The organism is Plantactinospora sp. CA-294935 (assembly GCF_050936445.1).
Taxonomy (GTDB): Bacteria; Actinomycetota; Actinomycetes; order Mycobacteriales; family Micromonosporaceae; genus Plantactinospora.
Map to the genome: position 1 here is coordinate 7,804,276 of NZ_JBNJMU010000001.1, position 21,906 is coordinate 7,826,181.

The 21,906-nt window shown below is 68.7% G+C and carries 23 protein-coding genes; 13 read left to right on the forward strand and 10 right to left on the reverse strand.

The window, feature by feature from the left end; all coding sequences use genetic code 11:
* From ACQEVC_RS34275 to ACQEVC_RS34295, 5 genes are all read left to right on the forward strand, one after another.
* Window positions 1-267: a hypothetical protein gene (locus ACQEVC_RS34275; RefSeq protein WP_432886121.1), complete on the forward strand. Its 267-nt coding sequence runs from the start codon at window positions 1-3 to the stop codon at window positions 265-267.
* Window positions 267-695, forward strand: coding sequence for a hypothetical protein (locus ACQEVC_RS34280; protein WP_432886124.1), 429 nt, complete (start codon window positions 267-269; stop codon window positions 693-695). Before ACQEVC_RS34275 ends, ACQEVC_RS34280 begins: the two co-directional genes overlap by 1 nt.
* 11 nt (window positions 696-706) lie before the next feature.
* Window positions 707-1,051 carry a hypothetical protein gene (locus ACQEVC_RS34285; protein WP_432886127.1) on the forward strand — a complete coding sequence of 115 codons (345 nt, stop codon included), beginning with the start codon at window positions 707-709 and terminating at the stop codon, window positions 1,049-1,051.
* A gap of 38 nt (window positions 1,052-1,089) precedes the next feature.
* Window positions 1,090-1,329, forward strand: coding sequence for a hypothetical protein (locus ACQEVC_RS34290; protein ID WP_432886130.1), 240 nt, complete (start codon window positions 1,090-1,092; stop codon window positions 1,327-1,329).
* A gap of 286 nt (window positions 1,330-1,615) precedes the next feature.
* Window positions 1,616-2,323, forward strand: coding sequence for a hypothetical protein (locus ACQEVC_RS34295; protein ID WP_432886133.1), 708 nt, complete (start codon window positions 1,616-1,618; stop codon window positions 2,321-2,323).
* A 200-nt stretch (window positions 2,324-2,523) separates the two neighbouring features.
* On the opposite strand, the gene ACQEVC_RS34300 is transcribed toward ACQEVC_RS34295, so the two are convergent.
* A complete protein-coding gene (locus tag ACQEVC_RS34300; protein WP_432886136.1) occupies window positions 2,524-3,843 on the reverse strand; it encodes a hypothetical protein in 1,320 nt (439 codons plus the stop codon).
* Between the two features lie 366 nt (window positions 3,844-4,209).
* Between ACQEVC_RS34300 and ACQEVC_RS34305 the strand changes: the two genes are divergently transcribed.
* Window positions 4,210-5,118 (forward strand): hypothetical protein, encoded by a 909-nt coding sequence (locus ACQEVC_RS34305; RefSeq protein ID WP_432886139.1) that lies wholly within the window; start codon window positions 4,210-4,212, stop codon window positions 5,116-5,118.
* 40 nt (window positions 5,119-5,158) lie between these two features.
* Here ACQEVC_RS34305 and ACQEVC_RS34310 read toward each other — a convergent pair whose 3' ends face one another.
* The 9 genes from ACQEVC_RS34310 to ACQEVC_RS34350 all read right to left on the reverse strand — a co-directional run bounded on the left by ACQEVC_RS34310 (window position 5,159) and on the right by ACQEVC_RS34350 (window position 10,237).
* Window positions 5,159-5,467 (reverse strand): hypothetical protein, encoded by a 309-nt coding sequence (locus ACQEVC_RS34310; RefSeq protein ID WP_432886142.1) that lies wholly within the window; start codon window positions 5,465-5,467, stop codon window positions 5,159-5,161.
* On the reverse strand, window positions 5,464-5,811 hold the full coding sequence (locus ACQEVC_RS34315) for a hypothetical protein (protein ID WP_432886145.1): 348 nt from the start codon (window positions 5,809-5,811) through the stop codon (window positions 5,464-5,466). Before ACQEVC_RS34315 ends, ACQEVC_RS34310 begins: the two co-directional genes overlap by 4 nt.
* A 16-nt stretch (window positions 5,812-5,827) precedes the next feature.
* Window positions 5,828-6,532: a peptidoglycan-binding domain-containing protein gene (locus ACQEVC_RS34320; RefSeq protein ID WP_432886148.1), complete on the reverse strand. Its 705-nt coding sequence runs from the start codon at window positions 6,530-6,532 to the stop codon at window positions 5,828-5,830.
* Window positions 6,532-6,684, reverse strand: a complete 153-nt coding sequence (locus ACQEVC_RS34325; RefSeq protein WP_432886151.1) for a hypothetical protein — start codon at window positions 6,682-6,684, stop codon at window positions 6,532-6,534. The genes ACQEVC_RS34320 and ACQEVC_RS34325 overlap by 1 nt, the downstream gene beginning before the upstream one ends.
* Window positions 6,685-7,202: 518 nt before the next feature.
* On the reverse strand, window positions 7,203-7,571 hold the full coding sequence (locus ACQEVC_RS34330) for a hypothetical protein (RefSeq protein ID WP_432886154.1): 369 nt from the start codon (window positions 7,569-7,571) through the stop codon (window positions 7,203-7,205).
* A gap of 448 nt (window positions 7,572-8,019) precedes the next feature.
* Window positions 8,020-8,451 carry a hypothetical protein gene (locus ACQEVC_RS34335; protein ID WP_432886157.1) on the reverse strand — a complete coding sequence of 144 codons (432 nt, stop codon included), beginning with the start codon at window positions 8,449-8,451 and terminating at the stop codon, window positions 8,020-8,022.
* A 69-nt stretch (window positions 8,452-8,520) separates the two neighbouring features.
* Window positions 8,521-9,366 carry a helix-turn-helix domain-containing protein gene (locus tag ACQEVC_RS34340; RefSeq protein ID WP_432886160.1) on the reverse strand — a complete coding sequence of 282 codons (846 nt, stop codon included), beginning with the start codon at window positions 9,364-9,366 and terminating at the stop codon, window positions 8,521-8,523.
* Window positions 9,363-9,884 carry a DUF6879 family protein gene (locus ACQEVC_RS34345; protein ID WP_432886163.1) on the reverse strand — a complete coding sequence of 174 codons (522 nt, stop codon included), beginning with the start codon at window positions 9,882-9,884 and terminating at the stop codon, window positions 9,363-9,365. Before ACQEVC_RS34345 ends, ACQEVC_RS34340 begins: the two co-directional genes overlap by 4 nt.
* A complete protein-coding gene (locus tag ACQEVC_RS34350; RefSeq protein ID WP_432886166.1) occupies window positions 9,881-10,237 on the reverse strand; it encodes a hypothetical protein in 357 nt (118 codons plus the stop codon). The genes ACQEVC_RS34345 and ACQEVC_RS34350 overlap by 4 nt, the downstream gene beginning before the upstream one ends.
* A gap of 77 nt (window positions 10,238-10,314) precedes the next feature.
* On the opposite strand from ACQEVC_RS34350, the gene ACQEVC_RS34355 reads away from it, so the two are divergent.
* From ACQEVC_RS34355 to ACQEVC_RS34385, 7 genes are all read left to right on the forward strand, one after another.
* Window positions 10,315-13,230 (forward strand): phage tail protein, encoded by a 2,916-nt coding sequence (locus ACQEVC_RS34355; protein ID WP_432886169.1) that lies wholly within the window; start codon window positions 10,315-10,317, stop codon window positions 13,228-13,230.
* The gene (locus ACQEVC_RS34360; RefSeq protein WP_432886172.1) at window positions 13,231-17,466 is read left to right on the forward strand and encodes a hypothetical protein; all 4,236 of its coding nucleotides are present in this window, start codon (window positions 13,231-13,233) and stop codon (window positions 17,464-17,466) included. It begins immediately after the preceding gene.
* A 28-nt stretch (window positions 17,467-17,494) separates the two neighbouring features.
* Window positions 17,495-18,526, forward strand: a complete 1,032-nt coding sequence (locus tag ACQEVC_RS34365; protein ID WP_432886174.1) for a hypothetical protein — start codon at window positions 17,495-17,497, stop codon at window positions 18,524-18,526.
* Window positions 18,523-19,233, forward strand: coding sequence for a hypothetical protein (locus tag ACQEVC_RS34370; protein ID WP_432886177.1), 711 nt, complete (start codon window positions 18,523-18,525; stop codon window positions 19,231-19,233). The genes ACQEVC_RS34365 and ACQEVC_RS34370 overlap by 4 nt, the downstream gene beginning before the upstream one ends.
* Window positions 19,234-19,423: 190 nt before the next feature.
* Window positions 19,424-20,392, forward strand: a complete 969-nt coding sequence (locus ACQEVC_RS34375; protein WP_432886180.1) for a hypothetical protein — start codon at window positions 19,424-19,426, stop codon at window positions 20,390-20,392.
* Between the two features lie 68 nt (window positions 20,393-20,460).
* Window positions 20,461-20,769: a hypothetical protein gene (locus ACQEVC_RS34380; RefSeq protein ID WP_432886183.1), complete on the forward strand. Its 309-nt coding sequence runs from the start codon at window positions 20,461-20,463 to the stop codon at window positions 20,767-20,769.
* Between the two features lie 877 nt (window positions 20,770-21,646).
* Window positions 21,647-21,886, forward strand: a complete 240-nt coding sequence (locus ACQEVC_RS34385) for a hypothetical protein (protein ID WP_432886186.1) — start codon at window positions 21,647-21,649, stop codon at window positions 21,884-21,886.
* Window positions 21,887-21,906 lie beyond the last annotated feature (20 nt).

Here is a 21,906-nt window from a genome sequence, read left to right on the forward strand (position 1 = left end):
ATGCCGAGACTCGGTGAGTTCGTGACGGTGCGGGCGCTGGTGAACATGCCGGGCGTCAACGCCGGTGAGGTGCAGGTGTTGGAGTGGACGGCTCGGCTGGCGAAGCTGGTCCGGATGGGCCGCTATGAGCTGGTCGAACCGGAGGAGCCCCCGACGGAGCCACCGCCGGACGAGCCGGAGGAGCCACCGACGGAGCCTGACGGTGAGGTGACGGCGGCCGTCGACAAGCCGCAGCCGGCCGAGACGAAGCGGGCGCGTCGGCGCTGATGGCGCTGGTCATCAAGGCTCGCGTCGACCTGTTCCAGGGCGAGGTGCGGCAGCTGCTCACCGGCGCGATCGGGCCGGTGGTGTCGTTCGTCCGGTCGGTCGCCCGGCGGGTCCGGACCCGGGCGGTGTTGAAGTGCCCGGTGGACACCGGTCGGCTCCGGTCGGCGCACCGTGAGGAGGTTGGTGTGCGTCGGGGCCAGGTGTACGGGTTCGTCGCCAACGACGTCGAGTACGCCGAGATGGTGCACGACGGGACAGGTCCGCACATCATCCGGCCCCGGCGACCGGGTGGGGTGCTGCGGTTCGAGAAGGGCGGCGAGGTGGTGTTCACGACGCACGTGAACCACCCCGGTACCAGGGCGCAGCCCTGGCTGCGTGAGGCGATGGAAGAGGTGGCGGTCCCGGCGGGGTTCCGGATCGTCCGTTGACAGGGGAAGAGATGCGGGAGTTCACGACCAGCGCCAAGACGGCGCAGAGCACCGACGGGAAGCTGCCCGACGTGCCGTTCCGGCTCGACGGGGTCGACATGGTGTGCCGGGCGCCGAAGGATGCCCAGCTGGCGTACCTGCTGGCGGCGGCATCGTCGAGCCGGGCCCAGGAGGACCAGGTGGCGGCGATCCTCGACTTCTTCGAGCAGACGTTGGACCCGGCGGGCCTGCGGGTGTTCAAGAAGCGGCTGCTCAGCACCGAGGACGAGTTCGACTTCAGCGACGCGATGCGGATCTTCGAGGGCGTGTGTGAGGAGTGGTCCGGCCGCCCTACTGGGTCGGGCAGCGGCTCCTAGACCTCGCGGTCAAACGCTGGCCCGAGTTCCACGGCACGATGCTCCTGCGTACCGGGCGGGAGCCGTTGGCGCTGCCGCTGCCGTCGCTGCTTGACGTGATCTACGCCTGGTGGGTCGAGGGGGCGACGGAGAAGGACACCGCGCGGTTCCACCAGCAGCTGACTACGCCGCCCCCCGGCGCCGAGTTGGAGGGCCGCGAGGAGTGGTCGGATAAGGAGACGGACGACTCGTTCGAGCAGGCGTTGGGCAACATGCGGAGTGCGGCCAGCGCGGCGTAGACCCAGCCTGAGATGCGGCAAGGCGGTCAGGCACAGTTGCTGCTGGCCGAAGCGTTTGTGTCGGGAGCCGGCGAGCCGGTGCCGGTCGACCTCAGCCCACATGGCGGGGACGCTGCGGCAGCGGCACGCGAATTCCTCGACCGGCCGGCACCGGCACAGCGGCTACCGGCGTGATGTATGGTCGCCACTGGACGGGCCAGGGATTAACCGCAGGCTGCAGTCACCCGACAGACCGGCCCCCGCATACTCCGTTGCTCTGTGTCTATGCCGCCCTGAGAATGTTTCCATGATTGCCGAATCGTACTACTGGCGTCGCGATCTTTACCGGTCCGCTGCGGAGCTACGCCGCAAGGAAGTGCAGCAGTACTGGTCTGACGCCTCAGTCGCGCTGCTGGAGAAGGCCCTCATGATCGGCTCATATTCAGTAAGACGGCTCATGGACTCAAACAAGCTCCCCAGAGCATATGCCGAACGCACAATTCCGGCTGTTGCCCTGTCACCGCTGCCGATCAACAAGCGACGATACCGGTATACGCCACCGATCGACCTCCCGATCGCGAGCGAGATGTTCGACTTCACAAGCGGGAACAACCAGACCATCAAGGTCGGCTTCTTCTTAAACCAGATCATCCACAGCCACACGCTGCTTTATGGCGTCTCGGACGAGGACTCAACCACCCGGGTTTTCATTCTCGTATCCTCGGACAAGGACCGCTGGAGCCATTTACGCTGCTTCTGGGTAAAGGATGTAGCGCTCCTGTTTGAGCACGCCGCCCTCTTCGACATGACAATATGGAAAACCATTTGGTCCGAGGCGGATCAGGACTGGTTTCAGGACGGTGCTGGTCAGCTCAGTGACCAATGGGATTTCGCCAAGCCGGAGGCGATTACCGAATCACTCGTTCGCCTTACTCGAAAGCAGAAGGCTGGGCCGAATTTGCGCCTCGCCCTGCGCCGAATTCAGGAGGCCATAGACGAGGCGGAAGAGAACTAGCCAGGCAGTGCCTTTGCTCGGCGGGCAGCAGAACGCCAGCTCACAGATCCCGGCGAACGCGAACCTTTGCGGGCAATATCCTCTTCTGCCGCCATCTCGGCGCGCCACCCCAGCCGAAGCCGTCACGCTTCGTGACCGACGTCGATGGCGGTGGATGTCCGGAACTGCCGATGTGAGGACCCGCGCATTCGTTGAGCTGGCTATAACTTGGTCTGGTGCGCGGTGACAATGCATTTCAGGGCAGCTGCCATGGCAGACCAGTCCTGGTTCGGTAACGGGCCGCCGTGCGCTACGGCTGCCCGGACCTTGCGGCGATAGTTATCTTGGACCTTCTTCTTGTTTCGCTTGTCGACGAAACGGGCCTCGTGCTGGCCAGGGTCGCGGTGGTGGGGAGCCAGATCCATCAACAGCGTGACATTGTCGTCACCGCGGATTGTGTCAGATCCGAGATACGTCTCGACACACCCGGAGATTCGTGCATTTCTCGGATCTCCAGTCGACTGTTGCCGACCTTCGAGAGGCGGGAGGCGGACGAGCAGAGCGTCGGATACTGGCACAAGCGGAAACTGCATGATGACGATGTTCGGTGGCAGCGCGACAGCCTTGAGTTGCTTCAAGGCATCACTCGCGGCGCCATCGTCGTCGAATGCTGCGACGATGCGGTTCGTGATGCCTGCTGCAGCGAATGCTTTCACGGTGTTGACCAGCGCTCCTGCGCTGCCCTCGGATCTGGCGCGGGGGTCGAGGAATCGCACGAGGTCGGTTAGGTGTGGAAACAGCAACTTAAGGCCGGCGCGAAGGAACTCGGCGTCGGTGCTGCCCTCGGTCAGTACGACAATCGGTGATCTGGCCGACGATTCGGCTGTCCACCGTTCTTGAGCGACCGATGGCATGGTGTCCAGTTCGTCCTTAACAAGCCAGCCGTCATGCACCAAGTCTGAAACGTTCAGAATCACCCCGATGTCAGGCACAGCGTGAGTCACAAGCCGCAGGCGGTGCCATCGGGCATATTCTGATTCATCAGGAATCAGGTTCAGCAGCCACTTTCCTGATCCGATGACGGGCTCCTGATCAGGGGGTTCGAACACAGTTTTTCTTTGTGTAGCGGCTACTGACGCTATCGCCTTGAGCCAACGATCAGTGTCAAGCTCGGCGAGTGCAGCCCGTTCAGCCTCCCAGCGTTCGACCCACTCTGGATGTATTCTGCCCATGCCTTCGAACCAAGGCGGACTGTCAAAGTTGTCGCCGATCGATTGCCTCAGAACCTCGAGTGCAGAATCGATGTCGAAGCCGAGGATGTCGAGCCGGTCTGCGATCAGACGTCCGGTGGCCTTGTACTCGAAGAACTCGACGTCATAGTCAGGCTTGTCACCGAGCGCGTAGCGAGTTGAAGCTCGCCCGATCGAGGCGGAGTACATTCGGTCCTGAAACAGGCAAATGAGGTCATTCGGCACCATGTCCTTGAAGAAGAATAATGTGAACGGTCCGGCATTCAGTTCACCCCAACTGCCCATGGTCATCTATTTTGGGCTTCATCCCTTCGGCGCGCGAGCGGGTTTCGTCTCCTCTCTGACGCCGAACCACAACGTCGCGATCAACGAGCGGGTCGGTGCACTGTCATGCCGCGATCCGCGCGCTACGCAGGGTCACAGGGAGGCGGTCTGACCAGCGCCCGAACACGCCGATGAGCAGCGGCGGTCACGGTGTCACTCCGGCTGCTTGGCCTAGTCGGGAGAGTCGGCTGTCGGATGGGGTCCATTCCCACGGCGCGACTGTGGTACCTCCCACCAAATGATCACCCTGCATGATCTTGTTAGGGGACTGCGCCACCCGGCGCGCCCTCTAACCGGCTCGCCCTAGCAGACCACTATCTCTAACCTTGATCGATGGCTTCGCAGAGATTGGGTAGGGGTCTTCGGGACCAGCTCCGTGTTCATCAGGTCTTTGCCGAACGTCACTACTGGGAGCGGCTGCGCAGTCCTGGTCTCGTGCTGCCCGCCGCGACGCCGGTCTGCGACGACCCGGTGCCCAATCCGCCGGCGCTCTCGGAGCTCCACTGTCCGATCTGCGCGTTGAAGAAGCCGTTCGAGGAGTTCAGCGTGGAGCACGGCCCGCAACGGGGTGGGCAGTCCCGCCTCGGCGCCGACGTAGTCGCGGTCCTGACGTGTCGCGCCTGCAACAACGGCAGCGGCCGAGGGTACGAAGCGGAGGCGGCCTCGATCGCGCCCGTCAACGAGCCGGCCGAGTTCACTGAGGAGGAGCGGGCCCACCTCCACCGTCGACGCGTGGAACTGGAGAAGATCGTCGGCTTCGAGGTAAGCGTGCTCCCGATGGCATTCCTTCTCACCGACCTCAAGGCCGCCTTCACAGTTGCGTTCGCGACGCTCGGCTACCGCTTCGCGCTGGCCCCGGAGCTGCGCGACATCCGCCAGGCGATTACCAAAGGCACCGAGCCCGATCCCGCGCGGATGCAGATGATTCACTTCAGGGAAGGCAGCCCTGTGACCGGCGGGATCGTGCTGGAGGTCGCCGCCCCGGCCCCCTGCATCATCGTGGCGTCTTCCACCGGCACGGGGGTCGTCCTGCCGATGCCCGGCGCGGCGGTAATCCCGCCGCCGATGTCGCTGACCCACCTGGTCGCCCGCCGCTACGAATGGCCTGAGACCGCCGCACATGCCAAGGTCAACGAGGTTGCCCGAGCTTACCGTCTCGGCACGCTATTCCACGGCGACCTCTGCCATCGCCACCAGTTCCCGACCGACATGGCAATCATCCGGCCCTGTAGCACGAAGTAGGGCGACCCCGGCCGGGGTCGCCCTACGCGGTTCGGTGCAGCTACCGCAGGTCGCGGTCGCCCCGGAAGGTGGTGCCGTGCGGTGGCCGGTACTGCTGGGTCTGTTCCAGGTCGACCTGCCCGGTGACCTGCTCCTTGAGCTGGTTGACGCGCGGCCGCACGATGCCGAAGTACACGAGGACGTCGGCGAGTGCGGCGACGGCCAAGGTGACCTCGGCGATCGCGTCCTCGGTGATGGGTACCCAGCCGACGGCGGCGAGGGCGACCAGGACGGCCTTGACCGCAACCGAGACGACGACGCCGACGCCGGCCGGGTTCGTGTTGGTGGGGCTGCTGGGGATGGTGCTCATGCGGTACCTCCGAGTTGCTGGATCTGGGCCTTGAGCCCGGCGTTCTCGGCGAGGAGCCGGTCTCGTTCGACGGTGACGTTGGCGCGGGCGGAGAGTTCGGTTCGCAGCTGGCCGACCTCGGCGCGCAGCTCGGCGATGGTGGCGTTGGCCGATGCCATCTGGCGTTCGGCGCCGGCCAGCTGCATCTCCATCCGCGTGAGGGTGCGCTCCGCGATCTGGTTGGCGTAGTCGGCGAGGGTGACCCGCTGGGTGCCTCGGCTGAGCGCCCAGGTGATGAGTCGGTCGACGACGACGCCGGCGATGGAGCCGCCGCCGATGAGCGCGGCGATCAGGCCGGCGTCCATGGTGGAAGTCCCTCGGTCAGAAGATGTCGCGTCCGAGCAGCAGCACCGAGTAGGTGTGCCGGCCTGCGACGCCGTCCACCGCGATCCGGCCTTGGCTCTGCTCGGCGCGCACCGCGGCCTCGGTCTTCGGGCCGAAGTCGTTGTCGATCGAGAGCTTCTGCCCTCGGGCGTTGCAGAGGCCCTGGAGGACGCCAACGCTGGCGCCCTTGGCACCGCGACGCAGAGTGGGCAGGTCCATGATCAGCTCCTTCGTCCAGGTGGGCTTGGTAGTGCCGCCGCCGCTGCCGCCGCCGATCTCGGCCTGCACCTTGCCAGCGGTCAGGGTCCGGGCCGCGGCCCGGCTCAGTTCGACGTGCAGGTGGTCCCGGTGCGGGTTCTCGCCGTCGTAGTCGCGCCACCCGGCGTTCGGGTACGAGCCGGACCAGACGTGGCGGTTGTAGATGACGAGCTGGATGCCGAGCTCCTTGGAGTTGGCGACCAGCTTGTCGGCGAGTGGCTGAGCCCATGAGGCGCCGACCGGCACCATCAGGTCGTCGGCGCGGCCCTCACCGTGCAGAGAGGTTGTCTTGCTGCCGGCGATGCTCCGGCAGTTGTAGATGCCGCCGTTGCGGCCACCCCGGGAGCCGTACGCCCCGAGGTACCAGCTCATGAGTGCCTTGGCGCCCGGTGTCGGGCCGCTGCTACAGGACTTCGCGGGCTCGTATCCGACGTGCAGCGCCATCAGGCTGCTCCCGCCGGCTCGTCGACGGCCGTCGCGCCCGCGTACGGCGCCACGTAGCTCAGGTCAGCGGGGTCGTCGACCTCGCTGGGATTCGGATCGGGCGCGGACGGGTCGATGACGTCTGCGGTGTCGGGCGTAGGCGTGTCCCCCACGTGTGCCTCCTCGGTACGAGCACCTGCCGTGGATGCGGCGGTGCTGTGCGTGCCGGTGGCTGTCGGGGCGGACTTGATCAACGGTAGCGGCCACGGGTGACAAATGGCGGCCGGGGGCCGGCGCCCGGTCGTCCCGGCCGGGCGCCGGCCTGCCCAGAGTCGGCGCAGCGGCTACCCGTTGCGCGCGCCGGCCCTCTGGGCTTCCGCCCGCGCGCCGCGATCGAGAGCGCGGGGCGGACGTGGACCGCACGGCCCCGGGAGGACATAACCGGGGCCGTGCGGCGGGCAACCGCGCCGGCATGACCGTGCGGCGACGGTGCCCGTTTGTGGGGCGGGCGCACCTCGAGAGGGTGTTGAGGTGCGCCCGCCGGGGGGCCCGGCCGGGGCTCCAGTGCACGGGACCATCCCGTGCTCCGGCCGGGAGCCGGACCACGCGTCTCCACCACGGGGGAAGCCGAGACGCGTGGCGTTCGACCCATCGGCCACCGCACTGCGGGTGGCGGCGGCCGATGGGGGCATCAGGTGCGCCAATGGAAGACGAGATCGCTGTCGTTGGACGCAACTCGGACCTGGCGGATCAGCAGTTCCAGCGCCGATTGCATGAAGAGTGGCGCGACGTCGCGGATGGTCGCTCGTTCGCCCGCGGCAGCGATGGCGCGTTCCTCGACGATCTCTGCGCGCAGAATCGTCTCGCGGCAGCCGTGCGGGCAGTGGTAGGTGCGCGGGCGTGGGGCGCCCAAGAAGCTCGGTGCCTGGCTCGGCGCCATCGGGACGTCGCAGGCGTGGCACCAGAGCAGGTTCCTCAGCAGGTAACGGTCGTTGCTCGGGTGGAGCGAGGTGAAGTCGGGGACCGTGGTCGTCGGCTCCTCGGGCTGGGCGCCCGTCATCGCGCGGGCCTCTGGCTGTCGAGCCAATCGGTGGTGGTGTGGCGTCGGCTTGCGTTGGGGGCGGTGCCCGGTAGGGCGGAGGCCGCTTGCCGGCCGGCCTCCGCCCCACCAGGAGCCGGCGCGGTCGGGGCGGTGGCCGACAGCACCACCCCGTCTGTCCGCGCCGTCGGCGGCATCCCGAGGCTGGCGGCCGGAGGGCGCGGGCACTCCCCTGCGTCGCGCGTAGCCGCCTGCGTGGTGGATGCCGCCGGTTGGAGGTAGTTGCGCGGGTCGACGTTGGCCGCCTGGATGACGTACCACGCGTTGACGCCGATGCGGCACCCCGCCCGGCCACAGGCGCATCTGCCGGCGGAGTCTGGCCGGTGCACCTGGAGGTGCTCGACCGCCATGGCGAAGACACCGGTACCACGTAGCGACGGGAGCGGTGGGAGATGGTTGAGGCTGATCGTCACAGGGACCGCCGGACATTGCGCAGTTCGACGACCGTGCCCGCCCATCGGATGTAGGTGCAGGGCCACGCTTCCGCGCACCACTGGCAGTGGCGGGGACCGTCGTTGGACACGATGAACGGCCAGCGCCGGACGAAGCGCATGTCGCTGAGGTCCGGCCGGTGCACAACGTGGAGGAGTTCGGCGTAGCCGACGCGCTGAGCGTTGCTGTACCAGGTGTGCGCCCCGATTCCGGGCACATGCTGCTCGGCGAGCGGCTGTGTGGCTAGGACCTGTCTCGGCCCCGGATCTACACCTGCTCCGGCGAGAGCCAGGCCGACGGCTGGCGTCAACGGCCTCGGGATGTTGCCAGAGTCGTCCATGGGTGCCCCCAGGGGTACGGGTCTCGGGTAGCGGATCACGTGCAACACCAGCAGTGATCGGGTTGTCACCGTGCTGGTGTTATTGGCGACCGTAGAAGCCGAGCCGTCCCCGAGGGGAGGATGTTGCACGATGTTGCATCAAACTTCGTCGTCGAGATCCGCGAGCGCGGAGGTGATCAAGCTACGGGCGTCGCGGCCGTACACCGCAGATGCCGCAAAGCGCTCGAATGCCTTGGCGTAAACCGCGATCTCCCGCGGCTGCGTGAGCTTGATTTCGGCCGAGATGGTCTCGATGAGCACGGCGCTGTCGTCGAGGATCCAGAAGTTGTTGATCGGGAGGAAGCTGTGAGCGGCACGGGTCGGGATGATCCCGAGATGAACGCGCGGCAGTGCGGACGCCGCGAGTAGGCGGTCCAGTTGGCCGACCAGGACACCGGGCGGGACGACTCCGAGCCTCAGCGCGGATTCGCAGATGACGAGGTGGAAGCGTCGCTCGCCCCGGTAGAGGATCTGCTGGCGTTCCATGCGCGCCTCGACACCTGCCTCCACGTCGGGGGGCAATCGGTGGAATTCGACGAAGCTGGTCAGGACGGCTGCGGCGTACTCCGCAGTCTGGAGGAGGCCGGGGATGAACATCGGCTCGAACACACGGAAGTGCCTGGTCTCGCCCTCGAAGCGAACGCTTTCCTTCTGGCGGCGCCTGGTGCCGGAGCGGAGTTGGCGGCGCCACTCGACGATCAGTGTGTCGATGGAGCGGACAGCGGCCACCAGATCCTGCTCCTGATCTGGGGTGTTGCAGAGCCGGCACCAGGTGATCACGTCGGTTTCGGATGCGTTGATGACCCCATGCTCCAGCTTGGAGATCTTCGTGTAGTGCCAGCCGGCGGCGGCGGCGAGCGCCCTGCCCGTCAGGCCAGCGTCAGCCCGGATGTCCCTGAGTCTGACACCCAGCGCCTCGCGGGCCTGACGGGCAAGCGTGCTCACCGCGAGGCGAGGCGGTACTGGGCGTACGGCGTCGCCTGCGGCCAGAGCTGGTCACGAACGGCGCGGTAGGCCGACACCAGTCGCGGGTCGTCGACCACCGCGTAACCGGCACCCCGGCCGTCCGGATGAAACAGGCTGAGGAGGAGGTTGTCGTCGTCGAAGAGCCAACAGTCCTCGGCGGGCAGACTGATCCCGGCCGTGGCCCTGCGTGAGAGGTACCTGACCTCTTCCCCGGCGGCGATGTTCGCCGGATCCATCTCCAGCGCCCAGCGCATGTAGTCGGACAGCGGCTCCGTCACGATCCTCAGGCGCTGGATCCGCGTACCACCACCCGCAGCACCGCGCACGAAGGACAGCCAGCCCTCACGCCAGGCGTAGTCGTCAGGAATGCCCTGGCGCCACTTCGCGAAGGGTTCGTCCTCCTCGACGACGCGGTAGGTGTCACGGAGTTCCAGGTGCCAGGCTCGCGTTGCGTGCCGGAACAGCGCCTCGAACTCGCTTCCGGTCGGTCGCCTCATCCCGCCACCAGGCTCCTCATCTCCGAGGCAGGCACCTCGACGCAGGACTCGTGCGCCGGCATGTCCATCTGGGCGAGTGTGGTGTCGTCGCTGACCCGCGCGCCCTGGATGACGTAGTTACCGGTCGCGGTGACGCGCACGATCGGTGCCACCACCTGGGTCACTCTCCCGTCGAGACCGCTCTTCGCGAGGTGCGTCATCAGGGTTGGCGGCACTTCGACCACGGTCGTGCTTTCCGTTTCTTCTCCTGCGAGGAGTGCGGCATCGGCCACCCGCCAGCCCTGGACCACGTAGCTGTCGCGGTCGGTCGCGTACAGCGTCGGGGACTGTCCGCCTGTCGACTCCTTGCCCAAGAACGTTAACCGCATCCCTTTGCCTCTCGCCGATAGTTGCACGTTGTTGCCCGGACTCCGATCGTCGACCCCTCAGGGTGCAACGTCAAGCGGGTCGATACGACGCCTTGCCTCTATACGGCTACGGTCCACTACTGCGGCCGTACAGAGGGGCCTACGCTGATCATGTGGCACTCGGGCGCGCGTACATCGAGATCGTCGGCGACGTGAGGCGCTTCGGGCCTGACCTGCGCAAGGGCCTGCAAGCGGCGTTCAAGATTGGGTCGATCGGCACGATCGCGGCGTCGGCGACCACCCAGCTCGTCGGCCTGGCCGGCGCTATCGCCCAGGTCGGCGGGGCCGCCGTCGCGATCCCCGCGGCCATCGCGGTCGGGGCGGCCGCGATCGGTGCGCTGAAGCTGGCCACGTCCGGACTCGGCGACGCCCTGTCGGCGGCTGCCTCCGGCGACGCGAGGGCGTTCGCCGACGCCATCAGAAACCTGTCACCGCAGGCGCAGCGCCTCGCCCGAGAGTTCGAGGCGGTGTCGCCAGCGCTGCGGGAGATCCGGACCGCCGCGCAGGATGCGTTCGCTGGCCCGATCGTCGGGCAGATCAGCGCCACCGCGGCGGTGCTGTCCGGACCGCTGCGCGCCGGTCTCGCCGACATCGCCGTGTACTACGGCCTCGCCGCCCGTCGCGCCCTGGAGTTCGCGCGGGAGGCGACGACCGTCGACGCGCTGCGCGCGGTGCTCGACACAGCCCGGATCTCGGTCGCCAACCTGAGCCTGGCGACCGGGCCGCTCCTGGCCGGATTCCGGGACATCGCCGTGATCGCACTACCCACGATGGAACGGCTGTCGGTCGCGGCCGGCGACGCCGCCACCAGGTTCGGGCTGTGGCTGTCGTCCGTGTCCGCGTCCGGCGCGGCGAACGCCGTCCTCGAGCGCGCCCTGGGCGTCCTCTCCCAGCTCGGCCAGATCGCCCGAAACGTCGGCGGGATCCTCGCCTCGGTCCTCGGCGCCGCCGCCGAGGCGAGCGGCAACGCGCTCCTGACCAACCTCGTCAACGCCACCGCGGCCGCGCAGCAGTTCCTCGCCTCGGCGGAGGGCGGCACGGCCCTCACGGGGATCTTCACCGCGCTGGCCACCCTCGCGTCCGGGCTGGCGCCGGTGTTCGGGACGTTGGTGGGGATCATCGCCAACTCGCTGGTGCCCGCGCTGCTGCCGATCGCGCAGGCGATCGTGCCGGCGTTGCAGGCCCTGGCGAACGGACTCGCCCCGGCGATCTCGGCGCTCGGATCGGCGCTCGGTCCGGTGTTCGCGGCGCTGTCGACCGGAGTCCAGGCCCTTGCGCCAGCGCTCGGTCCGATCGGCCAGGTCATCGCCTCGATCGCGCTGGCCATCGCGCCGCTCCTGCCCGTCGTCGGCCAGCTGATCACCCTGCTGATCGGCCCGCTCGCGCAGGCCCTCGCCGCGCTGGGCCCACTGATCGGGCCGCTGGTGTCGGCACTGGCGCCAGTCCTGCTCCAGATCGGGCAGACGCTCAGCGCGGTCCTCGCCCCCGTCGCGCAGCTGCTCGCTGAGCTCTTCACCGCGCTGGGCCCGCCGCTCGGGCAGATCGTCGCGGCGCTGGGTGCCTCCCTGGCGCCGGTCCTCGACGCGCTCGGCCCGCTGATCGTGCAGGTGGTCACCGCGCTGATGCCGCTGATCCCGGCGATCGTGTCGCTCCTGCCGCCGGTCGTCGAGATCGTGGTGGCGCTGACGCCGCTGATCGAGTTGGTCGCCCAGCTCGCCGGGGTGTTGGTCGCGGTCGCCGCGCCGCTGATCAAGGTCGCGGCGCTACTGGTGTCCTTCCTCGCGTCGCGGGCGGTTGTGCCGGTGATCCAGGCGCTCGCCGCAGCACTGGAGTGGGTGCTGTCGCCGCTGTCCGGTGTCGCCGACTGGTTGGGCCGGGTAGCCGCTTGGCTGAACGCGATCGACTGGGCCGCCGTGGGCTCGGCAATCGGCGGCGCGTTCTCGTCGGCGTGGAACGCCGTGGTCGGCTTCTTCTCCTCGATCGGCACGTGGTTCGCCGAGCTGCCGGGGAGGATCGGTGCCTTCCTGGCGAGCCTGCCGCAGATGCTGTGGGACCTGTTCACGTCGGCGGCGAGGATGGCGCTGGAGGCGCTGGGCATGGGCATCGGCCTGATCCTCTACGCGGTGACGGTGCTGCCGGGCCAGATCCTCGCCGGGGTGCAGCAGCTACCGACGCTGCTGGGGAACCTGTTCAAAGCCGCCGTGGACCGGGCCTGGTCGCTGTTCACGGCCGGGGTCAACGCCGTGGTGTCGTTCGCGACGGCGCTGCCCGGCCGGATCCAGTCGGCGCTGGCCCGGCTCGTCAGCATCATCTCGTCGACGTTCACCAACGCGGTCAGCGCCGGCCGGAACGCGGCCGTGTCGGGCTTCAACTCGATCCTGACGTACATCTCCGGAATCCCGGGCCGGATCACCGGGTACGCCGGCCGGTTCCTGTCCGCCGGCTCGGGGCTGATCAAGAAGCTCGTCGACGGGCTCCGGAACGTGCCGTCGCTGGGCAGCATCGCGTCGGCGATCACCGGCACGATCCGGTCTCAGCTCAACAAGATCATCGGGGCGATCAACTCCGGGATCAGCCGGGTCGACGCGATGCTGCCGGGCTCCTTGCCCCGGATCCCGTACCTAGCCAACGGCGCGATCCTGCGCCGGCCGACGCTGTTCGTCGGCGGCGAGGCCGGCGACGAGGTGGTGATCCCGCTGACCCGGCCGCGCCGGGCGCGCGAGCTGGCCGAGCAGTCCGGCCTCCTGGCGCTGCTCGCCGGACAGATGGGGCAGGGCGGCGGCACGCCGATCACGTTCGACCGGGGCGCGATCTCCGTGACGTTCGAGGGCGTGGTGCCGACCCGCGAGCAGGCGCTGGAAGCCGGCCGGGCGGTCGGCGAAGGCGTGTGGCAGACCTTGGCCCGGCGAGACGTGGCCACGACCGTGAGGACGATCTGAGTGGGCGAGTACAACCCGGACCGGCCGTACGTGCAGGGGATGCAGTGGGCGCCACTGCTGGCAGATGCCGTGCTGCTCGACACCGCCAGCGAGATCGGATACACCTTCAAGTCGCTCCTCGGGCAGGATCTGTTCGACGGGCTCAAGCGCGTGCGGGTACGGTCCACCGCGCCGCCGCCGGGCCGCCCGACGCGCAAGGAGTTGCTTGTCAACCTGTGGGCGGCGGAGAACGTCGGCGGAACCGGTCCGATCCGCAAGCTGCTGATCCCGTGCAGTTCAGGCGAGCTGGTCACCGCCGCAGCCCTCGACGGTGGTGCCGGGTCGCCGCCCGACGCGGTCCACAACCCATCGGACCCTCGACACATCATCCTGACCGGCCCGAACGCCGCAGCCCGGTTCTGGTTCGCCACCACGTCTGCCCAGGTGACCGGCGCGTTGCGGTACCGGCGGATCCTCGACGTCTCGGTGCTGTACGTGATGTCGGGTCCGTTCGCGGATCTGGCGCCGGCAGTGACGCTTGGCCTGGAGCGGCCGTCGATGGCACTGAACTGGGTGATGGACGAGACGCTGACCGGGCCTGCTCTGCACTCCGAGGCCACCACGCCACGCCGGGCCCGACTCGGGGAGCTGAACCCCTGGTGGTCGACGCTGGAGGCGCCGCAGACAACGAGGACCCGGTTGCCGTGGCACCATGCCGGCAACCGCTCACCGACGTCGGGCCTGTCAGCGCTGGCGGCGGCCGGCGGAACGAACATCGCGGTGCGGATCCAGACCAGCGCGGCGGCTCCGGCAGGCGGGGTGTTCCAGCTGCACTACCTGGCGTTAGAGATCACGTACGGCGAGGAGAGCAGGGTCGGTGGCGGCGGGCTCGACATCTCCTTCGGCGCTAGCATGGTCAACGGCTACTACTACGAGGTCCCGGTCGTCCAGCTGTACAACTTCGGCTACGACGTGTCGCTCGGCGCGGGCACCCAGTACGCGGTGACGGTGGGGCAGGCGTACTCGGGACAGCTGTCGGTGGCGTCGCCAGTGCCGGTGCCGATCGCACGTCTCGGGTCCATCGAGCCGCTGCCGACGCACCGCGGCGTGCTCCTACGGAAGACGCTGCGCGAGGGTGCGACACCGACAACGGAGACCGTCAGCGAGCTCCCGGCGGTTGTCCTCTACTCCGGGGAGTCCGTGCCCGGCATCGTCGACACCAGCTCGCACGCCTACCTCGGCCAGGCGATCGGGACCCTCTACAGCCGGTATGGCCCCGGGGCGACGATGCAACGGATCATCGACGACGCACCCGGAACGTTCGTGTGGGCCCGGTTCTACGCGCGCCACCTCCCTGGCACTCGGCATCCGCTGACGCTGTATCAGATGGACCCGGCGAACCCGGAGCTGGCGTTGCCTCCGGAGGCGACGATCAGCGTGGACGAGTTCGACGCGTTACCGGAGTTGGCCGACGGCTGGAGGGAGGTGACGCTGCGGCTCGACCCGCCGCTGGTCACGTCCGGATCGGGTGGGCACACCTGGTGGGCGTTCTACAGCCAGGCGAGTGACGAGGTCCCGTGGCAGGTAGTCGGCGCCGACGCGGCACCCGGCACTCTGAACGGCGGGACGGAGGCCGAAACGGGCTATGGAGGGCTGGCTGCGTTCGCCACCGTCGACACCAACGATGACGTGTCGGCGGACTTCACGCTGATGTTGGCGCAGGAGATGGACCTGGTTGCCGGCTTCGCTGTCGAGGCGGCGGTACAGCCGCTCGCCGTCGTCGACGAGCAGTGCGCCCGGCCGGTCGACGCGATCCCGACCGGCATCCACTACCACCGGCTGTCGTGGGACGCCATCAACAGCGGGGTGGTCGCCGGCTGGGGCTCTTACGAGGTGCAGCGCCAGGACGACACCATGGACGCTGGCACGTGGGAGACAATCGCCCTGGTTGGCGAGCCGAACATCACGGCGGTCGACGACTTCGAGGCCCGCGTGGGTGTCGAGTCTCGGTACCGAATCCGGATGGTGCACCGGATCGGGATTCCTGGACCCTGGTCCGAGCCTGTCGCGGCGTCGATCCCGGCGCCCGGGGTGACCGGCACCGCGGTGGACATCGGCGTGCTGATCCTGACGAGCAACCACCACCCGGCGGGAAACCTGGCGTACGTCATGCGCTGGGACCGCACAAGTACGGAGGAGTTCGCGTTCCCGGAGGCGGGGCAGGTCGAGCTGCAGACGATGTTCGACCGCGACTTCCGGACGGCGGCCCGGCCGCTGGAGCGCGGCGGCGTCGAGTTCACCCGGACGCTGCTGGTGAACGCTGCGGCGGTTCCGCCGCAGACCATGGACGCCGGATTCCGCGGGCTTCGGGATCTCGCCTGGGACAGCGTTCCGTACGTGTGTGTGCGGGACGAGCTGGACAACCGCTGGCTGTCGACGCTGCTGGTGCCGTCTGGTTCGGTGCGGCGATCTCGGAAGCGCGGCCACCTGAGCCTGGCGCAGGTGACGGTCGTGGAGGTGACGAGTACGCCGGCACCAGTAGACGGCGGCCCGGCGCCCTGCGAGGGCCTTCGACCGGAGGGCACCACCGCGATGGCCTCTGCGGAGTCGGACTCCGCCATCACCAGCTGGAGCTCAACGGTCATCGACGACCGGTTCGCCCGCGAGGTTCTGCCGGGCGGGTGGGGCAACACGACCATGCCGGGCCTGCCCTGGGCGGTCGAGGCGGGACCGCCGCAGGACACATCGGTGACCGGCGGCGCCGGCCGGATCATCCTCGCGGAGCCGCGGAACGCCAACCCGTACTTCGAGGCGGGCACCGCCAACTGGGCGGTGTTCGGCGGGACGTTCGTGCGTTCGACCGCTCAGGCACATCAGGGCGCAGCGTCCGGCCTCCTGACGCCGGACGGGGTAACGGCGGTTGCCCGGGTCGAGTCAAACCAGGTGCCCGGCGCTCTGCCGGGCACCAGCTGGCGCGGTGTCGCCTGGGTGTGGTGCGCGGTGGCCCGCACCGTGGGGCTGTCGATCAACTGGGTCGACTCGTCCGGTGTCTACCTGAACACGTCGACCGCCAGCCCGGTGGCCGTGGTCGCGGGGACCTGGACACTGCTGACGTTCACGGCGAGCCCGACGAACCCGGCGACAGGCCGGGCCACTCTGAACGTGAGAATGGACGGCACTCCCCTGGCAACACACCTGCTGCACGTCGACGAGGCGGCGATCGGGCCATCGCCGACGGAGAAGGTGCTTGCCACCGGACCGGACAGCGTCGACATCGATCTGTTGGCGCGGGTTCGGATCGACCAGATGCCGGTGGGCCAGGCGGTCAACGCATACCTGCACGGCCGGTACGTCGACGGCGACAACTTCTACTCCGCCCGTCTCGCGTTCCGGCCGAACGGTTCCCTCACGGTTGGGTTGGAGAAGAGGGTTGGCGGAGTCGTTGACGTCGTCGCCCCGCAGGAGGAGCAGACGGACTGGCAAGAGGAGCCGGTGCCGCTGGTGCCCGGCGACTGGTACTGGCTGCGCATGCAGATCCGCGGCTCGATCCTCCGGGCGGCAGCTTGGCAGGACGGCACGTACTGGCCGGGGTGGACCGTGCAGGAGGTCGACGAGGACCTGGCCGGCGCCGGCCGCGCCGGGCTCCGTGCGGCGGCCGGGTCGGGGAACGGAAACGCGAGCGTGCGGCTGGAGGTTGACAGCTTCCAGGTGTCGACGCTGATGTCCGATGTCGACGTGCGCGTAGAGCTGCGGACCTCCGGTGACCTGTGGGCCGTGGGGATCGAACGGTACGCGCAGACGAATCCGGAGTCGATCTCGTCCGGCTGGGACATGGTCTGGTCCGAGGCGTTCTCGTGCTTCGAGGTGTTCGACGCCGGGGTGTCCTACGTCTGCACGGAGGACGAGCTGTTCGGGGTGGTGCCCCGTCAGCGCCGTTGGCTACGCGCCACCTACACGCTCGACGACGGGGATGGCCTGGCCCGGGTTGACATGTACACCTCGCTCGACGGAACCGACTGGACGCTGGTGTTCAGCGGTACGGACACCTCGGAGCCGCTCGACCTCGACCCGGGCTACTTCTCGCTGTACGCCGACGGTGCCGTGACCGTCTGCCGGGTGGAGATCCGCAACGGCATCGACGGGCCGCTGATCGTGGCGCCCGACTTCGAGGCACAGCCACCGGGCACGAAGGAGTTCGTCGACGAGCTGGGCGCCGTGTGGGAGGTGGACGGCGTTGGTATCTGCGGCCCCGCTTGACCTGCCCCCAGACATCGGTCAGCGCTCCGTGTCGTTCCGGTTCGGCCTGGTCGACGGCAGAACCGGGATCCGGCGGGGCCCGCTGACGCCGCTGCGCGGGACCACTCCGAGCCTGAGCCACGACGTCACGGCCACGATCGTGCGCCGGGTATCTGGGGTGACGCTCGGGGCGACGGACGCGGCCCGGTTGAACCCGCTGACGGACCGGGTGGAGATCTCCATGGTGATCGGCGGCCGGGCGCGAAGCGTTTATCCGCTGGGCAGGTACATGATCGCCGACAGCGTGGAGATGGTGCGCAGCGGCGGCGCGACCGCGCCGCTGACCCTGTTCGACGAGATGTTCATCGTCGATCAGGAGCTTGAGACGGGGTTCGACGCCGCCGGGCAGCTCGTCGACCAGGCTGTGGGCCGGCTCCTGGACGGGCTGCCAATCGGCGAGGTCGAGATCGACTCAACGGAGCAGCGATCGGTGAGCTCCTGGTCGCCAGGCACATCGCGGGCCATGGCTCTGCGGGATCTGTCGCGGCAGGGCGGCTACTTCCTGCCCTGGTTCGGGCACAACGGCCGCCTGCGGCTGCGGCGGGCGTTCGAGCCGGCGGCTCAGGCGCCGACGATCGACCTGGACGCGTCGCGCCGGGTGGTGCGCAACTCGGTGTCGAGGCTGTCGGACCTGCTGACCGTTCCGAACCGGTTCGTCGTGGTCAGCAACGATCCCGGATCGCAGGCGGCGCCGGTCGTCGGGACATACGACGTGCCATCGTCGGCGCCGCACTCGATCACGCGGCGCGGGATCGTGCTGCCGAAGGTCGTGGAGGCGCAGCTGCCCACCCAGGCCCAGGCGACGGTGTACGCACGCACGCTGGGGATCCAGCAGACGATCTACGAGTCGGTGGAGCTGAGCGCGCCGCCGGACCCGCGGCACGACGGGTACGACGTGATCCGGTGGGACGGGCTGCTGTGGCTGGAGACCGGCTGGACGATGGCGCTCGCGCCCGGCGGGGAGATGCGGCACACGCTGCGGCGGGCGTACCCGAACACGGACGGGGATGATCTCGCGTGAGGGATCGGTACGACCAGCTGCCGGTGAAGGCGATCGCCGAGGCGGTACTGGAGTCCCTGGCACGCCTCGGGCTGATGTGGCGGCTCCGGCCGGCAACGGTGGCCAGCGTGGAGACCGACGGGACGCCGCATGCGATCTTCGACGGCGACACCGTGCCGATCCGTGTCGTGTCGATGGTGGGGCCGGTGGCCGTCAACGCCCGGGTGATGGTGATGACGTCGCCGCCGTCGGGGAACCACATCGTCGGCTGGGCCGGGCCACCCGCGCCCGGCGGCGGCCCGGATGGGCTGGCATTGGCGGAGGCGAACTCGGCGGCCGTGACGGCGCAGACGGTTGTGCTGTCGGTGCCGATGATCCTCCGGGCCCGGACGGCGTACCGGGTGGAGCTGGGTGGCGGCGTTGCCGGGTCGACGGCCGCCGTCCAGCCGCTGTTCCGGTTGTTCCGGGCCGGCGCGGTGCCGCTGCCGCTGGGTGAGTTCTACCGGTATCCGGTCTTCGGTGGCCCTGTGGCGAACTGCGACGGGACGCGGTACATCAGGCGGGTCGCAGACACGGACCTGCCCGCGACGATCCAGTTGACGCTGGAGGCGGTGGCGGGCTCGGGCACGACGGCGACGCATGTAGGCGCGGTGGGCCGACCCAGGTTCTTGCAGATCACGGCGTGCGGTGAGGCGGCGAAGTTCCCGCACGCAGTGGCGGTGACGTAGCCGGCCGCAGATGCAGACAGCCCCGGACCGCGATCCGGGGCTGTCTGCGTTCACGTGGAGACACCAGCATAGCCGGCCGTTCGCAAGCCGGGCAAAGCGAACTCTTGGCGTACATACATTATTGACGCCAAGATCACTCGTCCTATACAATGTCTTTGTACGTCTCGCCCGTTCTGAACAGGAGGGAAACATGCCCAGACCCTTACTCCTGGCCTGGGGCCAGGACTTCGTTGACGAGGTCTTGGACCACCTCGACCCCGACGTCGACCTGGACGTCACGCTCGGGGCACCGACCCCGGACCAGTGGCGGCAGGCCCCGCTCGTGCTCGCGGACACCCGAGCGCTCGCCGGTACGCACCACCTGCCGGCCCACGCGCACCTGGTGCTCATCCTCTCCGGTTCGCTGGCCAGCGAGCGGGCGGCCCGGCACCTCGCCTCGGCGCGGGAGGTCTTCCCCGGCGTCGATGTCCACGCGTGGCCGAACGGCGCCGATGCGGTCCGGACGCTGGTCGCGGCGGCGAGCGTCGCCGACCGGCGGCCCGAGGTCCGCGTCGGCGTCATCGGCGGCCACGGCGGGGCCGGCGCCACGACGCTCGCCGTGGCCCTGGCCATGGCGGGGATCCACGACGGCCGCCGGACTCTGCTCATCGACGCCGACCCGCTTGGCGGCGGGATCCACCAGCGCATCGGGCCCGGGGTGGTGAACGCCCCGGGCGGACTGCACGTCGTCGAATGGGACGAGCCGTCGCGGGTCGCCGGCCAGGACTGGCCCGCGCGAACGCTCGCACAGGTCGCGGCCGAGGTGAAGGTCGTCAACCTGAGCCGCGCGCTCGACGCCGGACAGCTGGCTGCCGCCGCGATGTGCGACCTGGTGTTCGTGGTGGCGGCGGCGGAGCGCAACGAGCGCGCGACGCGGCGTGTGCTGTGTGAGCTGACCGAGAGCGGTATCCCGTTCGCGCTCATGCCCTTCACGAGGCACCCGGTGGTCGAGTACCTGGTGGCGGACTTCGCCACGCCGACCCCGGGACAGATCCCGTTCCACCCGCGCTCGCTCAACGCCGACGGCAGGGTGCAGTACCTGCCTGGCTGCCCGCTGCTGACCCTCGCGGGTGAGCTGCTGGCCGAGGTTCCTGCCCTGGCCGCCGCTGCGGCGGTGTGATCGTTCCCGCGGTTGGTGCCGTACATTGACCTTGTATGGCGCCCCGTGGGAGGAGAGGAACGATGAAGGTGAGCAAGGCCCAGTTGAGGGTTGCGGTCCGTTCGCTGGCCGACAACCTGATCGAGGACGGCCCGATCTCGCTGCCGCCCGTGGTGGGGCTCAAGGAGATCGGCAGGATGTTCGACGTCAAGGACAACACCCCGTACCAGTGGCGGTCGAAGGGCGTGCTCCCCAAGGAGGACGGCGAGGTCAGCAACAATCCGGTGTGGAAGGTGCCGACGATCTACGCCTTCGCGGAGCGGACGAACCGCACGATCGTGTGGGATCCGTGGGGTATCAAGCAGGAGCCCGACGAGCCCGAAGCCAAAGCAGCGTGAGGGTATGAGCACGCCCGAACCCATTGCGGCCCTACATGCCGGGTGTAGGGTGCCGGAAAACGTCTCGACCCCGCCAGGCGGTCATCTGGCGGGGCCGATGGAGACGTACCCGGATCGGAAAACGGGTCGCACGCGCATCGTACGCCAGTTCGGCGTGCGCTGCGCTGGCGGCGCTGCACAGAGAGGCCGCCTGCATGGTCGACCGGTGGACGGTCGAACGCGCGGTCAGGGACCCGACATGCACGTTGGATCCACCTGGCCGGCAACTCGTCCTGACGCTACTCACGTGGGCGGACTACGCCACGGCGACGATTCCCGAGCGGTTCACGCCGAGCCTCAGCGACCTGGTGCAGGGGACCGGACTCGCCCGATCCACAGTGGCCGACTGGCTGAACAAGCTGGAGAAGCTGGGATGGGTGATCCGGCTGAGGCCAACGGTCGCGGCTGCTCGATCGAAGAAGGCTCGGACGGTGTATCAGCTGACCGTGCCGTCTGGTCTGTTGAGCGGACTAGCCGAGCGCCGGTCTGGTCCGCCACCCGGACCAGACCGGACGGACCGGAAGGCTGGTCCGGCACGCGGACCAGCCGCGCCCGATTCGCCCCGGTCTGCTGGTCCGGGGGACGGACCAGTGATGGCGGGTTCTAGTCCGGGTCGCGGACTTGAACTGGTCCGCCAGGCGGACACTTCTGGTCCGCCAGGCGGACTCAATCCAAACAGGAAACAGGACCTACCGGTTGGCGGCGGCACGCTCGCCGACCACCGGTACGTCGAGGGGCCAAACGGCTACTGCGCCTTCACCGGATGCGTTAAGTCAGCCCCGCTGCACGGCCGTCGCCTGACGGTCGTGCCGGAACCCGGAAGGAGAGTGATCGGCGAGTGACCATCCTGCTCGCGACTGTCGAGGTCGCACAGTGCGACCCCTGCGGCGGGGTGCTGCTGCCCGCTGGCGACGACTGGCGGCACGAGACGGAGACCGGCGAGTGCGCCCAGTTCGGTACGCCGGTGATCTGCCGGCACGACGACTGCGGCTTTCCGGCCGCAGTCGGTGGCCTGGCCTGCCCGGGCCACTCGGAGCTTTCGTATGCTCCGGGTCTATACGGCCGCAGTCGTGTTTAGTAACCGTATAGAGTCTATGT

What these genes read in the sequence shown, in the direction of transcription:
- ACQEVC_RS34290 (WP_432886130.1), top strand. Translation starts at nt 1,090, where the DNA reads ATGCTCCTGCGTACCGGGCGGGAGCCGTTGGCGCTGCCGCTGCCGTCG.
- ACQEVC_RS34375 (WP_432886180.1), top strand. Translation starts at nt 19,424, where the DNA reads ATGCCCAGACCCTTACTCCTGGCCTGGGGCCAGGACTTCGTTGACGAG.
- ACQEVC_RS34315 (WP_432886145.1), bottom strand. Translation starts at nt 5,811, where the DNA reads ATGGACGCCGGCCTGATCGCCGCGCTCATCGGCGGCGGCTCCATCGCC.
- ACQEVC_RS34345 (WP_432886163.1), bottom strand. Translation starts at nt 9,884, where the DNA reads ATGAGGCGACCGACCGGAAGCGAGTTCGAGGCGCTGTTCCGGCACGCA.
- ACQEVC_RS34300 (WP_432886136.1), bottom strand. Translation starts at nt 3,843, where the DNA reads ATGACCATGGGCAGTTGGGGTGAACTGAATGCCGGACCGTTCACATTA.
- ACQEVC_RS34285 (WP_432886127.1), top strand. Translation starts at nt 707, where the DNA reads ATGCGGGAGTTCACGACCAGCGCCAAGACGGCGCAGAGCACCGACGGG.
- ACQEVC_RS34280 (WP_432886124.1), top strand. Translation starts at nt 267, where the DNA reads ATGGCGCTGGTCATCAAGGCTCGCGTCGACCTGTTCCAGGGCGAGGTG.
- ACQEVC_RS34310 (WP_432886142.1), bottom strand. Translation starts at nt 5,467, where the DNA reads ATGAGCACCATCCCCAGCAGCCCCACCAACACGAACCCGGCCGGCGTC.
- ACQEVC_RS34305 (WP_432886139.1), top strand. Translation starts at nt 4,210, where the DNA reads ATGGCTTCGCAGAGATTGGGTAGGGGTCTTCGGGACCAGCTCCGTGTT.
- ACQEVC_RS34320 (WP_432886148.1), bottom strand. Translation starts at nt 6,532, where the DNA reads ATGGCGCTGCACGTCGGATACGAGCCCGCGAAGTCCTGTAGCAGCGGC.
- ACQEVC_RS34295 (WP_432886133.1), top strand. Translation starts at nt 1,616, where the DNA reads ATGATTGCCGAATCGTACTACTGGCGTCGCGATCTTTACCGGTCCGCT.
- ACQEVC_RS34275 (WP_432886121.1), top strand. Translation starts at nt 1, where the DNA reads ATGCCGAGACTCGGTGAGTTCGTGACGGTGCGGGCGCTGGTGAACATG.
- ACQEVC_RS34330 (WP_432886154.1), bottom strand. Translation starts at nt 7,571, where the DNA reads ATGACGGGCGCCCAGCCCGAGGAGCCGACGACCACGGTCCCCGACTTC.